The organism is Dactylosporangium salmoneum (genome assembly GCF_039532525.1).
In the GTDB taxonomy this organism is placed as follows: domain Bacteria; phylum Actinomycetota; class Actinomycetes; order Mycobacteriales; family Micromonosporaceae; genus Dactylosporangium; species Dactylosporangium salmoneum.
The window spans coordinates 90993-103913 of the sequence record NZ_BAAARV010000015.1; the positions used below are offsets into that span (position 1 = coordinate 90993).

A 12921-nucleotide genomic window follows, 5' to 3' on the forward strand; every position below is an offset into this window, starting at 1 on the left:
GGGAAATCGGGCCGCCGGGTGATGTTGACTCCGCAAATGTCAGAGGTATGGTGTCAGCCGGCAGTACCGGTTCGGTTTCGCAGCGTGGCGTGGAGGTGGTTCGTGCCGGTCACCGGGCAACGGGTCGTGCGCCGCGCGTTGGGCCGCCGGCTGACCCGGCTGCGGGTCGCCACCGGCAAGAGCCGGCGCGAGGTCGCCGAGGCCAAGCTCGGTATCTCCGAGCCGACGCTGCACCGCATCGAGACCGGCAAGGTGCCCGTCACGGTCGCCAATGTGCGCGCGCTGTGCTGGTTGTACGGCATCGACGAGAGCATCACCGACGCGCTGTCCGAGCTCGCCCTGGGCACGTCCCAGGAGGAGTGGTGGGACGCCAACCCGGTGATCCCGGACTGGTTCAAGCTGTACGTCGGGCTGGAGGCCAGCGCCACCCGGATCTGCACCTACGAGGGCGAGGTCGTCCCCGGGGAGCTGCAGACCGAGCAGTACGCCCGCGCGGTCTACGGCGCCGAGCAGGCCGTCGACGACGACGCCGCGGACCGGCACGTGAAGCTGCGGCTGCAGCGGCAGGCCGCACTGGCCGCCCGCGACCCCCGGCCGCACCGCACGACGGTCCTCGGCGAGGGGGTGCTCACCCGGCAGGTTGGCGGCCCGCGGACCCTCGCCGCGCAGATCGAGCACCTGCGCGAGGCGGCCACGCAGGACCGGGTCGAGATCCTGGTGCTGCCCTGGACGGCCGGCGCCCACGCGGCGATGGCCGGGGCGTTTCGCATCATGGACTTCGAGGACCCCGAGGACCCCGACGTGGTGTATCTCGAGTCGCACATCGGCGCGCTGTACCTCGAGGAGGAGGCGGAGGTGGCGGAGTACCGCCGCGTCTTCGCGCTGATCTGCGAGGCAGCGGTGCCGATCGCGGATTTCCGGCCTTGATTTCGTCGACACGGGGAGACGGGCGACAATGACCGGCGTGCAGGAACAACCATCGGCGAACGCCCGCAAGGCGGCGACCGCGGCCCGGATGTACGACTACTACCTGGGCGGCATCCACAATTTCCCGGCCGACCGGGAGGCGGCGGAGGCGGTCATCGCCCAGTTCCCGTTCATCCGGGACGCGGCGCGGGCCAACCGCGGGTTCGTCGCCGCCGCCGCGCGGTTCCTGGCGGAGTCGGGCATCAAGCAGTACCTCGACGTGGGCTCCGGCATCCCGACCGTCGACAACGTGCACACCATCGTGCGCGGGCCGCAGCCCGACGCCCGGGTGGTCTACGTCGACCTGGACCCGGTGGCGGTGGCCGAGGGCCTGGAGATCCTGGCCGGCGACGAGCGGGCGGTCGCGGTGCGCGGCGACCTGCTGCAGCCCAGGGCGATCCTGGAGCACCCCGAGGTGCGCCGGGTCCTCGACCTCGGCCGGCCGGTCGGCCTGATCCTGGCCGCCGTGCTGCACTTCGTGCCCGACCACGCGACCGCGGAGGCGGTGACCGCCGAGCTGCTGGCCGCGCTGCCGCCGGGCAGCTACCTGGTGGTGTCCCACACGGCCACCGAAAGTTTCACCATGATCGGCCGCAGCCCGGCGGCGGAGGACGTCTACCAGCGCCGCACGGCGACGCCGGGCACGGTCCGCACCCGGGCCGAGGTGGAACGGCTGTTCGCCGGCCTCGAGCTGGTCGAGCCCGGCGTGGTGTGGGCCCAGCAGTGGGCCCCGGGCACCGCGGCCGACCAGCCCCAGCCCGCCGGGCCGGGCGGGATCTGGGCCGGGGTCGGCCGCAAGCCCTGATCGATCGCAGGCCTGATCAGTCGGTCAGCAGCCGGTCGAACTCACCCTTCTTGGCGCCGTCGAGGAACGAGTCCCACTCCTCGACGGTGAACCGCACCGTGCTCTCGTCCGGCCGCTTGCTGTTGCGGACCTCGATCTGGCCGTCGTAGCGGCGCGCCTCGACGCAGCTGCCGCCGTTGCCGGTCGACCGGCTCGACATGATCCATTCGCTATTGCCGGGCGTCATCGTGCTCTCCTTCGGGGGGTACGGCGTCCGATCACACTCGGTAATGAGTAACGCCTATTTCCGCGCGCAATTTCGGACAAGGTGGTGCATAAGATCACAGCGGCGCGATCTCATTCATTCGTCGTGAAATTTTTGCGCACTGAGCGTATCCAGATCAAGATCGTTCCTAAAATGTCACCCAGAACTCTTCCTTTGTGAAATCTTGCACCGCGGAAGCCGCCGGGCGATGATACTGATCGAGATGCGCCGCGGGGGCGGTCCACTGTGGTCAGAGAGGGCATCGATGGATATCCTCAGCCAGGCCGACACCACGACGGGTGCCCGGGCCGCGGAGGAGTCCCCCGAGGACGAGGTCGCCCGGCTGCGGGCCCAGGTCGCGATGCTCGAGGCCGAGCGCGCCGCGCTGTGGTGGGAGACCAACCACGACGAGCTGACGGGCCTGGCCAACCGCCGCCACCTCAACGCCGCCGGCCCCCGGCTGCTCGCCCGCACCGGCCGCTGCGCGGTCGTCGTGCTCGACCTCAACGGCTTCAAGCCCATCAACGACCGCTACGGCCACGCCGCCGGCGACGAGGTGCTGCGCACGGTGGCCGACCGGCTGAGCCGCTGCGTGCGCGACGACCTGGCCGTGCGGCTCAGCGGCGACGAGTTCGCCGCCGTGCTCACCGAGGCCCGCACCGGCCCGGAGCCGCGCTGGCCGGCCGCCGTCGAGGCCCTGGCCACCGCCATCACCGAGCCGATGACGATCGACGGGCACAGCTTCTCGGTGACCGCCTCCATCGGCGTGGCCGTCAACGACGGCGAGCCGACCACGATCGCCGAGCTGATCCGGCGGGCCGACCTGGCGATGTACCGGGCCAAGGCCGACCGCTACTGCTCCAACGTCGTCTGGGACTGACTGCGCCGCGCGATGCCCCGCAGGTCGCGCGCCGGGCCGGTCAGCTGTCCTCCGGCCGGCCACACCATCCGAAGGCTGCGCCGCAGCGGCGGGCCGGACACGGGCACCTCGACCAGCGCCCCCGACGCCAGCTCCCCGGTGACCGCGAGGGAGCTCAGCACCGCCGGTCCGCTCCCCGCGGCGACCGCGTGCTTGATCGCCGTCGTCGACGAGCATTCCAGCATCGGTACCGCCAAAAGCCCACACCCCTGATCGCGCAGCGCCGCCTCGAGGGCCCGGCGCGTCCCCGACTCCGCCTCCCGCGCCACCAGCGGCGTGGCGGCCAGCTCGTCGGCGGCGACGCCGCGCCGCCGCCGGGCCCACGCGTGCCCGGGCGCGACGAGCACCACGAGCCGGTCCTCGGCGACCACCTCCGCCTGCAGCCCCGCCGGCACGTCGGGCCCCTCGACGAAGCCGACCCCGGCCTCCCCGCCCAGCACTGCCGCCGCCACCTGCGTCGAGTTGCCGGCCCGCAGCGCGACCGCCAGCTCGGAATGCACCCGGCGCAGCGCCACCAGCCAGCCCGGCAGCAGGTACTCCGCCACCGTCTGGCTGGCCGCCACCGCCAGCCGGCTGTCCGCACCGGCCCGCAGCGCCGCCGCCCCCGCGGCCAGCTCCGCCGCGGCGTCCACGGCGCTGCGCGCCCAGTCCACGACGAGCGCCCCCGCCTCGGTGAGCGTCGAGCCGCGCGGCGTGCGGTGCAGCAGCGCCACCCCCAGCTGCCGCTCCAGCTGCCGCAGCCGGGCGCTCGCCGCCGGCTGCGAGATGCGGTGCTCGGCCGCCGCCCGCCCGACGCTGCCGAGCCGCACCACGGACAGCAGCAGGTCGAAGGTGCTCAGGTCGCGGACCACCGGCGGCAGAGGCATAACCGCAGATTATGACGTCAGACGCGATCACGGCCTACCGGCCCCGCCCGGCAGGGCGCAGCGTAATAACCATGACCGCACTGCTGACCGCCCCGGCCGCCGCCGCGACGACCCACCCGCAGCCGCCCGCCCGGCTGGGCCCGAACTGGTTCACCACCGTGATGGGCACCGGCATCGTGGCCGTCGCCGCCACGACCCTCCCGCTGCACGCACCGGCCCTGCGCCCGGTCGCGATCGCGGTGTGGGCCCTCGCGGCCGCGCTGCTGGTGGTGCTGAGCGCCGCCTGGGTCGCGCAACGCCACCGGCCCGCGGCCGCCGATCAGGTGACGGCCCAGTTCTGGGGCGCCCCGCCGATGGCCGCGCTCACCGTCGGCGGCGGCGCGCTCGTGCTGGGCCTGCCGGCGGCGGTCCCCCTCGACGCCGTCTGCTGGCTCATCGGTACCGCGGGAGGCCTCGCCACCGCCGTCGCCATCCCCTACCGCATGATGACCGGCCGCCCCGCCGCCCCGGACGCGGCCTTCGGCGGCTGGCTCATGCCGGTGGTCCCGCCGATGGTGTCGGCCGCCAACGCGGCGCTGCTCGCCCCGCACCTGACCGGTCCCCTGCGCCTCGACCTGGTGCTGGCCGGCTACGCGCTCTTCGGCGTCAGCCTGGCCGCCACCGTGGTCATGCTGCCCCAGCTGTGGTCGCGGCTCGTCCACCACGGCCCCGGCCCCGCCGCCCTCGCCCCGACCTGGTGGATCGTCCTCGGCCCGCTCGGCCAGTCGATCACCGCGGCCCACCTGCTCGGCACCGTCGCCGCCACGACCCTCCCGGCCCCGTACGGCCCCGCCGCCCAGGCCTTCGCCGTCCTCTACGGCCTGCCCACGCTCGGCTTCGCGCTGCTGTGGCTGGCCCTGGCCGCCGCGCTGACGCTGCGCGCCGCCCGCCACGGCGGCCTGCCGTTCACGCTGGCCTGGTGGGCGTTCGTGTTCCCGGTCGGCACCCTGGTCACCGGCACCGCGGGGCTCGCCGCCCGCACGCACGCGACCGCCCTGACCGCCCTGGCCGTGGCCCTGTACGCGCTCCTGGCGACGGCCTGGGCCACGGCGGCGACCCGGACGCTGGCGATGGCCCTCCGCGAAATCCGGCAGAAGGCCTGAACACGATAAGTCGGGCGCTGGCACGCCACGACTTATCGGACTTATACCCCGACGCAGCATAAGTCCGAAACGTCTGCGGGGTCGCCGAGCTTCGTGACGTTTCGGGCTTATCGCGCCAAACGTCGCCCACCTCGCACAGAACCGGCCCACGGCGCTACCGCCCGCCAAAACGCCCCGAGTACGGGCCGGACGATTCGCTATGATCGGCATCAATCGATGGAATGGGGTGGGGGACCTTGTCTGCCGAACGAGACCTGGCGCGGATTGTCGACGAGATCGTGGCACCCGAGGCGGCCGAGATCGACCGCTCGGGATCGTTTCCCCGCAAGGCGGTGGACGCTCTCGCCGACGCCGGCCTGCTCGCCCTCACCGTGCCGCCCGAGTTCGGCGGCCCCGGCGGGAGCCTGCGCGAGGCCGCCCGCGTGGTGCGGACCCTGTCGAGCGCGTGCGGGTCCACCGCCATGGTGGTGATGATGCACTACAGTGCGGTCGCCACGCTGCGCGCCGGGCACCGGGAGGCGGAGCTGCGGACGATCGCGAACGGGCGGCACCTGAGCACCCTGGCGTTCTCCGAGCCGGGCTCGCGCAGCCACTTCTGGGCGCCGATGAGCTCGGCCGCCGCGGACGGCGACCATGTCGTGCTCAACGCCCGCAAGAGCTGGGTCACCTCGGCCGGCCAGGCGGACAGCCTCGTCTGGTCGAGCCGGCCGGTGACCGGGGACGGGCCGATGTCGCTGTGGTTCGTGCCTGCGGACACCCCGGGGCTCTCGGTCGCCGGCCCGTTCGACGGTCTCGGGCTGCGCGGCAACAACTCGCGCCCGATGTCCGCGGTGGACATGCGGGTGCCGCGGGCGTCGCTGCTCGGCACCGACGGCGGGGGCCTGGACCTGGCGTTGTCCGCCGTCCTGCCGGTCTTCCTGCTGCTCAACGCGTCGGCGAGCGTCGGCCTGATGGAGGCGGTGACCGCGGAGACCGTCGCGCACATCGGCCGCACCCGCCTCGAGCATCTCGGCCGGTCGCTGGCCGAGCAATCGGAGTACCGCGCCGCGGTGGCCCGGATGCGGATCGACACCGACCGGACCGCCGCCCTCGTGGACGCCGCGCTGAACGCGATCGAGGAGGGCAGGGCCGAGGCGCAGCTGCTGGTGCTGGAGGCGAAGGCCGCCGCGGACGAGAGCGCGGCCGCCACCGCCGACCTGGCGATGCTCACCTGCGGCGGGGCCGCCTTCCGCAAGGAACTGGGCATCGAGCGCCGGTTCCGCGACTCGCGGGCCGCCCGCGTGATGGCGCCGACCACCGCGACGCTGCACGACTTCGTCGGGCGGGCGCTGTGCGAGCTGCCGCTGCTGGACGCGGCGACCGCATGAAGAGCGAGCTGGTGCTGGGCGCGGTCGCCTACGACCCCAAGGTGGTGACCATCTGGGGCGGCTTCCGCGCGTGGTTCCGCGAGCGCGGGGTGGACTTCGACTTCGTCCTGTACTCACAGTACGAACGTCAGGTGGAGGCCCTGCTGGACGGCGCGATCGACCTCGCGTGGAACTCGCCGCTGGCGTGGGTCCGGGCGCAGCGGCTGGCCCGCAGCCGCGGCGTCGACGTGCGCGCGGTCGCGATGCGCGACACCGACCGGGACCTGACCTCGGTGATCGTGGTCCGCGCCGACTCGGACCTGCACACCCTCGACGATCTGCGGGACCGCACGGTGGCCACCGGCGCGATCGACTCGCCGCAGGCCACCCTGCTCCCCCTGGCCGTGCTGGCCGGGGCCGGGGTGCCGGCGCGGATCCGCCGGTACGACGTCGGGGTCGGCCTGCACGGCGACCACATCGGCGGGGAACGCGACGCGGCCCGGGCGCTGCGGTCCGGGGAGGCCGACGCGGCCTGCCTGATCGACGCGAACCTGCTGCTGTTCGCCCGTGAGGGGGTGCTGCCGTCCGGATCGGTGCGGGTGCTCGGGCAAACCGCACCGTACGACCACTGCAACCTGACCGCCGGCCCGGGCGTCGACGCTACCGCGTTCATCGAGCTGCTGCTCAGCATGTCCTACGGCGACGACGGGGCCCGCCCCCTGCTCGACCTGGAAGGGCTGCGGCAGTGGCTGCCCGGGCGCACGGACCGCTATGCGGCGCTGGACGCGGCGGTGACCGCGACCGGCTTCTACCGGCAGGACGGTGGGCTCGGTGCCGCCGGTTATCGACCTTGACGGGCTGGGCCTCGACGGCGGCGCCCACCTGCTGATCGACCGGGCCCTGGGCGCGTTGCGGCCGGGTGAGCCTCTGCGGATCCGCGGCCACCACCCGGCCCTCGCGGTGCACCTGGCCGCCTGGTGCCGGTCCGAGGGCCACCGGTATCAGCCGGAGCTGACCGTGGTGAAGGGCGCGGCCGACGCGGAGCGCTGGGCCCACGCCGAACGCGCCGGGCAGGCCGCGGCCACCGTGGCGGAGCGCGCGAAACCGGAGTGGGGGCTGGCCGCCCGCAGCGCGCTGGTCGAGCCGGGCGGGCCACCGCTCGACGTGGACTGGGCCGAGCGGGACCACGTGTGGACGGACATCGCCCCGCAGCTCTATGCCCAGGCGACCGCCAGCCAGTGGAATCCGGCGACCGCGGTGCGCTGGGACGGCCCGCACGCCGTGCCGCCGGACATCGAGGACGCGGTCGTGCAGATCATGACGTACCTGGTGGAGAACGAGCAGGCCGCGCTGATGATCCCGGCCCGGATGCTGTCCAGGCTCCACCCGCACTACCGCGAGGTCATGCAGCTGCTCGCCGCGCAGGCCGCGGACGAGGCCCGGCACGTGGAGATCTTCACCCGCCGGGCGCTGCTGCACCGCGAGGTCATGGGGGTGTCCGGGGCCGGCGGCCGGTCGTCGCTGCAGAGCCTGCTCGACGAGCCGGACTTCACGCTCGCCGCGTTCCTGCTGTCGGTGCTCGGCGAGGGCAGCTTCCTGGACCTGCTGCGCTTCATCCAGCGCCACGCCCCGGACGGCGCCACGGCGGACGTCGCCATGCTGGCCGCCCGGGACGAGGCCCGGCACGTCGCGTTCGGGGTGGCCCACACCGCTCACGTGGTCCGCAGCGACCGGGCGTACCTCGGCCGGCTCCGCGACGCCGTGCACCGCCGGCACTCGGCGCTGGCGGACACCGCCGGGCTCAACCACAAGGTGTTCGACTCGCTGGTGGTGCTGGCCGCGGGGGCATGGACCCCGGCCGCCATCGCCCGCGGCTGGCAGGAGGTCCAGCGGCTGCAGCAGAGCATGGACGAGGGCCGGCGGCGGCGCCTGGAGTTCATCGGCTTCCCGGCCGGCGAGGCGGCCGCGATCTCCGCCCTGCACACCCGCAACTTCATGTGACCGGCAACCGTCCGCACCGAGCGGTGCGGGCGGACAGCCGCCCGTCAGGCGCCCGGGTCGGCTGCGGTGCCACCGCCGGCGGCCAGGGCCGCCCCCACCTCGCGCAGGACCGCCCGCCACTGGGCCTCGTCCTGCTTGGGCAGCAGGTCGTCCCACAGGGCCAGGCAGCTCCCCCGCAGCTGGCCCAGCCCCGCCGGGCGGGCCATCAGCCACATGTGCAAGTGCGAGGCCCCGTCGCCGACCTTCATCACGTGCACCCGGCCGATGCCGCCCAGCCCCACGATCGCCCGCTCGACCCGCTGCACCATCGGCCCCAGCTCGGCGGCCCGCTCCGGCGGCAGGTCGTGCAGGTCGTAGTGGGCGATCGGGCACAGCAGCAGCGTCACCGGCACGGCCGTGGGGCCGCCGACGTGGCGCACCAGCCAATGCTCGTCCCGCCAGACCAGGCCGCGGTCAGGGTCCCGGCAGGTCGAGCACGTCGCCGGGCCGTCCTCACCGTCGCGCGGCGGCTCCGGCAGCACCGGGTCCTCCAGGGGCTTGACCCGCAGGTCGCCCTCGAACGGGAAGATCTCCCAGCCGGGCATGCCGCCCTCGAACGCCACGCCCGGGCCGCCGACCGGCAGGTGCCGCAGGAATCGATCCGTCATGCCACCGCATTGTGCCAGCCGGGAGCGCTACACGCTGACCGTCGGGCGCGGGGCCGGGGCCGGCGCCGGGACGGCGGCCGTGCCACAGCACCCGGGCCAGCATCGGCGGGGCCATCAGCGACTGCGGCGGGCGGACCAGGTTGGCGGGGCCTGCTCGGCGCCGACGCCGAGCAGGGTGACCATCCACCGGTCGCCGTCGGTTCCGATGGCGACGCCACCGTACGGGCGGGCCGGGCCGCCCCGGCCGTGGGCGGGGCCGTCGGGCAGGGTGTCGCGGCCAACGACGGCGACCCTGGGTCACCGTCGGTAACGGGACAGTGGCTAGATTGCCTCGGCGCGGGAGACGACCTCGTGGGCCCGCTGGCGCAGCTCCGGCGGGATGAGCTCGAGCAGCTGGCCCGGGCGCAGGGGCAGGTCGAGCAGGCTCAGCTTGACCCGGCTGCGGTGGGCGTGGTCGGTGGCCGACAGGCGGACCACCTCGGCGGCGCCGCGGCGCAGGGTCGCGGTCAGCTCGCCGCCGTGGTCGAGGGAGGCACTCGCCGTGCCGTCGATGTCCACCGCGATCGGGGCGCTGTCCCCGGCCACGGCCAGGGTCACGGTGTCCCCGGCGCCGAGGACGACCGACCGGGCGATGCCGGACATCGGGGCGACCGGCGTGATCACCAGCGCGTCCGAGGACGGGGAGAGGATCGGGCCTCCGGCCGCGTAGTTGTACGCCGTGGAGCCCGTCGACGTCGCCACGACCACGGCGTCGGCGCGGTAGTAGCCGTACTGCACGCCGTTGACCCTCAGGTCGACGGAGACGCCGCCGGTGCGGGCGGCCCGGGCGAGCACCACGTCGTTGAAGCCGAAGCGGGTGGGCAGCTCGGCGCCCTTCACGCTCACCTCCAGGCAGGCGTGCCGCTCGATGGTGAAGTCGCCCGCGGCGAGCCGGTCCAGGGCGGCCGGAAGCTCGGCCGGCCCGATCTCGGCGAGGAAGCCGAGGTTGCCGTGGTTGACGCCGAGGATCGGCACCGGGCGCTCGGCGGTGAGCCGCATGGCGCCGAGCATCGTGCCGTCCCCGCCGAGCGCGACGATCACGTCGACCTCGCCCGCGAACGCGTGGTCCGGCACCGTCCGCACCTGATCCGGCAGGCGCGGCCGGTCGCTGTCGCGGGCCAGGATGCGGACCGGGTGGTCGCGGGCGGCCGCGAGGATCGCCGCGACGGACTCGTCCACGGGCTTCACCGGGTGCAGGACCAGGCCGACGGAGTGCATACCACCATTCTTCCCTCTCCCTGGATGCTCCCCGCTATCGTGACGCCATGGACAGCGCCGACGAGTTCTGCGAGCTCGCCTGCCTGACGTACACCTCGGAGGACGGCCCGCAGCGGTGGGAGGCCGCCCGCCGGCTGCTGCGGACCCGGCCGGACCTGACCCGGGAGCACATCTGGGCGGCGTCGGCGGCCGGCCGCGACGGCGACGCCGAGCGCCTCCTCGCCGCGGATCCCGGGCTCGCCACCCGCCCCGGAGGACCGTTCGGGTGGCGGCCGCTGAGCTATCTGGCGTACTCCCGCGCCGGCGGCGACCGGCCGGTGGACCTCGCGCGGCGGCTCCTGGCGGCCGGTGCCGACCCGGACGAGGGGCAGCTCTTCGGCGGCCTGGTGCCGCCGTTCACCGCGCTGACCGGCCTGATCGGGCACGGCGAGCGGGGGCCGGTCAACCAGCCGCGCCATCCCCGGTGGCGGGAGCTGGCCCGGCTGCTGCTGGCCGCCGGCGCCGACCCCAACGACGGCCAGGCCCTGTACAACACCATGTTCGAGCCGGACGACGAGCCCCTGGAGCTGCTCTTCGAGTTCGGCCTGGGCCGCCCGCACGACTCCCCCTGGCGCCGCCGGCTGGGCGAGCGCCTGGCCACCCCGCAGCGGATGCTGCGGACCCTGCTGCGCTGGGCCGTCGAGCACGACCAGCGCGACCGCGTGCGGCTCCTGGCCGGCCACGGCGTCGACGTGCTGTCCCCGTTCACCGGCGACGGACCGGCCTGGGCCCCGGGGGACGGCTCGACGCCGGTCGCGCTCGCCCGGCTGTACGGCCACGAGTCCATTGTGGACGACCTGGTCGCGCGGGGCGCCCCGCCGCCGGCCCCCGACCCGGTGGCCGACCTGATCGCGGCCGCGTTCCGGGCCGACCCGGCCGCGGTGGCCGCCGTGCAGGCCCGCCACCCCGGCGTGGCCGAGGCGGCCCGCGCGGCCCGCCCCGGCCTCATGGTCTGGGCGGCCGCCCGGGCCTCGGTGTCCACCGTGGACCTGCTGGCCGGGCTCGGCTTCGACGTGAACGCGCCCGGCCGCGCCGACGCTCCCGTCGAGGAGCCGTGGGAGACGGCCCTGCACCACGCCGCCGGGGCCGGCGACGTGGCCCTGACCCGGCGGCTGCTGGAGCTGGGCGCCGACCCGCGGTCCAGGGACCGCCGATTCGGCGCCACCCCGCTGGACTGGGCCCGTCACCTGGGCCGGCCTGCCACCGCGGCGCTGCTGGAGCCGCTCACCGCGTGAGCCGGCCGGAACTAGTCCCGGTCGTGGATCTCGATGACCGAGGCCGGGCAGCGGGTGGCGGCCTCGTAGACGGACTCCTGCTGGGCGGCCGGCGGGTGGTCCGCGAGCAGGATCACGACGCCGTCGTCCTCGCGCTGGTCGAAGACGTCGGCGGCCACGAGGGCGCAGACGCCGGAGCCGATGCAGCGCTCCGGGAACACCTCGACCCGCATCAGCCCTCGACCTCCGCGGCGGGCAGCACGGCGTCCCAGGTGACCGGCAGCGTGGCCGGGCCGAGGACGGCGGTCCGCGTCTTGAAGCGGATGTCGTCGAACGGCACGGCCAGGCGCAGCGACGGGATGCGCTGCGGCACGGCGGCCAGGACCGTGGTGAGCTCCAGGCGGGCCAGCTGCTGGCCGACGCACTGGTGCGGGCCGTGGCCGAAGCCGACGTGCGCGCCGGTCGGGCGGCCCACGTCGAGGCGGTCGCCGTCGGGGTGCAGGGCGGCGTCGCGGTTGGCCGACTGGATGGCCACGACGACGTAGTCGCCCGCCTTGATCTTCTGGCCGGCGATCTCGGTGTCCTCGGTGACCTCGCGCAGCAGGCCGGCGCCGACGCCCAGGTAGCGCACGAGCTCGTCGGCGGCGGTGGCGGCCAGGGCCGGGTCGGCGCGCAGGCGCTCGAGCTCCTCCGGGTGCTCCAGCAGGGCCAGCAGGCCGTGGCTGATCATGCTGGCGGTGGTGTCGTAGCCGGCGATGAGCAGCGCGGCGCTCATGATGACGAGCTCCATGTCCGTGAACGGCTGCTCGGTCTGGTCGCTGCGCGAGATCATCCGGCTGAGCACGTCCTCGCCGGGCTGGGCGCGGCGGGTCAGCACGAGGCCGTAGAGGTACTGGAACAGCGGCTGCATCGCGGCGGCGACGTCCTCGCTGCTCGACTCGCCGGCGAAGAGGGCCCCGGCCGCCTGCTGGAACAGGCCGCGGTCGGACTCGGGGACGCTGAGCAGCTCGGCGATGACCGCGGTGGTCACCGGGCGGGCGAACTCGGCGTACCAGTCGACCGGCGGGGTCAGCGCGGCGAGCGCGGCGAGGCGCTCGTCGACGATGCGCTGCACGAGCGGGCGCAGGCCGTTGATGCGCTTGATGTTGGAGACCTCGGGCGCCAGGTGCCGGCGGAAGCGCAGGTGCTCGGCGCCGTCCATGCGCGGGAACTCGCCCTCGCCGGGCGGCGCGGCGGCGTAGCCGAGCAGCAGGTGGGCGGCGGTGCCGGGGCGGTTGCTGAACCGCTGCGGGTCGCCGAGCACCTCGCGCACGTCGGCGTAGCGGGTGACCAGCCACGCCTCGATGCCGGTCGGGCAGGCCACCCGGGTCACCGGGCTGCCGGCGCGCAGGTCGGCGTACTCCGGCGGCGGGTCGAACGGGCAACGCTTGTCATCGGGCAGAGGTAACTGAGGCACTACAGCGGACGTCAACGCC

At 74.6% G+C, this 12921-nt stretch carries 14 protein-coding genes; 8 read left to right on the forward strand and 6 right to left on the reverse strand.

Annotated elements, in window-relative coordinates:
* Positions 1–84: 84 nt before the first annotated feature.
* Together ABD352_RS07525 and ABD352_RS07530 are read left to right on the forward strand one after the other, a co-directional pair.
* Complete coding sequence (locus ABD352_RS07525; RefSeq protein ID WP_344611492.1) at positions 85–927, forward strand: helix-turn-helix domain-containing protein; 843 nt, start codon at positions 85–87, stop codon at positions 925–927.
* A 37-nt stretch (positions 928–964) separates the two neighbouring features.
* The gene (locus ABD352_RS07530; protein WP_344611493.1) at positions 965–1771 is read left to right on the forward strand and encodes an SAM-dependent methyltransferase; all 807 of its coding nucleotides are present in this window, start codon (positions 965–967) and stop codon (positions 1769–1771) included.
* Positions 1772–1787: 16 nt separating this feature from the next.
* Here ABD352_RS07530 and ABD352_RS07535 read toward each other — a convergent pair whose 3' ends face one another.
* A complete protein-coding gene (locus ABD352_RS07535; RefSeq protein ID WP_344611494.1) occupies positions 1788–1997 on the reverse strand; it encodes a DUF397 domain-containing protein in 210 nt (69 codons plus the stop codon).
* Between the two features lie 283 nt (positions 1998–2280).
* Between ABD352_RS07535 and ABD352_RS07540 the strand changes: the two genes are divergently transcribed.
* Positions 2281–2895: a GGDEF domain-containing protein gene (locus tag ABD352_RS07540; protein WP_344611495.1), complete on the forward strand. Its 615-nt coding sequence runs from the start codon at positions 2281–2283 to the stop codon at positions 2893–2895.
* On the opposite strand, the gene ABD352_RS07545 is transcribed toward ABD352_RS07540, so the two are convergent.
* Entirely contained in the window at positions 2868–3800 is a 933-nt protein-coding gene (locus tag ABD352_RS07545; RefSeq protein ID WP_344611496.1) for a LysR family transcriptional regulator, read from the reverse strand. The genes ABD352_RS07540 and ABD352_RS07545 overlap by 28 nt on opposite strands.
* Before the next feature lie 71 nt (positions 3801–3871).
* Between ABD352_RS07545 and ABD352_RS07550 the strand changes: the two genes are divergently transcribed.
* The 4 genes from ABD352_RS07550 (at position 3872) to ABD352_RS07565 (ending at position 8289) form a co-directional block, all read left to right on the forward strand.
* Positions 3872–4942 carry an SLAC1 family transporter gene (locus ABD352_RS07550; protein WP_344611497.1) on the forward strand — a complete coding sequence of 357 codons (1071 nt, stop codon included), beginning with the start codon at positions 3872–3874 and terminating at the stop codon, positions 4940–4942.
* Between the two features lie 236 nt (positions 4943–5178).
* Positions 5179–6309, forward strand: a complete 1131-nt coding sequence (locus ABD352_RS07555; RefSeq protein WP_344611498.1) for an acyl-CoA dehydrogenase family protein — start codon at positions 5179–5181, stop codon at positions 6307–6309.
* On the forward strand, positions 6306–7142 hold the full coding sequence (locus ABD352_RS07560) for a phosphate/phosphite/phosphonate ABC transporter substrate-binding protein (protein WP_344611499.1): 837 nt from the start codon (positions 6306–6308) through the stop codon (positions 7140–7142). The genes ABD352_RS07555 and ABD352_RS07560 overlap by 4 nt, the downstream gene beginning before the upstream one ends.
* Positions 7120–8289 carry a ferritin-like domain-containing protein gene (locus ABD352_RS07565; protein WP_344611500.1) on the forward strand — a complete coding sequence of 390 codons (1170 nt, stop codon included), beginning with the start codon at positions 7120–7122 and terminating at the stop codon, positions 8287–8289. The genes ABD352_RS07560 and ABD352_RS07565 overlap by 23 nt, the downstream gene beginning before the upstream one ends.
* Before the next feature lie 44 nt (positions 8290–8333).
* Here ABD352_RS07565 and ABD352_RS07570 read toward each other — a convergent pair whose 3' ends face one another.
* A complete protein-coding gene (locus ABD352_RS07570) occupies positions 8334–8936 on the reverse strand; it encodes an HIT family protein (protein WP_344611501.1) in 603 nt (200 codons plus the stop codon).
* A 321-nt stretch (positions 8937–9257) separates the two neighbouring features.
* Entirely contained in the window at positions 9258–10193 is a 936-nt protein-coding gene (locus tag ABD352_RS07575; RefSeq protein ID WP_344611502.1) for an NAD(+)/NADH kinase, read from the reverse strand.
* Positions 10194–10240: 47 nt separating this feature from the next.
* On the opposite strand from ABD352_RS07575, the gene ABD352_RS07580 reads away from it, so the two are divergent.
* Complete coding sequence (locus tag ABD352_RS07580) at positions 10241–11467, forward strand: ankyrin repeat domain-containing protein (protein WP_344611503.1); 1227 nt, start codon at positions 10241–10243, stop codon at positions 11465–11467.
* An 11-nt stretch (positions 11468–11478) separates the two neighbouring features.
* On the opposite strand, the gene ABD352_RS07585 is transcribed toward ABD352_RS07580, so the two are convergent.
* Together ABD352_RS07585 and ABD352_RS07590 are read right to left on the reverse strand one after the other, a co-directional pair.
* A complete protein-coding gene (locus ABD352_RS07585; protein WP_344611504.1) occupies positions 11479–11679 on the reverse strand; it encodes a ferredoxin in 201 nt (66 codons plus the stop codon).
* The gene (locus ABD352_RS07590) at positions 11679–12902 is read right to left on the reverse strand and encodes a cytochrome P450 (RefSeq protein ID WP_344611505.1); all 1224 of its coding nucleotides are present in this window, start codon (positions 12900–12902) and stop codon (positions 11679–11681) included. The genes ABD352_RS07585 and ABD352_RS07590 overlap by 1 nt, the downstream gene beginning before the upstream one ends.
* Between the last annotated feature and the right edge of the window lie 19 nt (positions 12903–12921).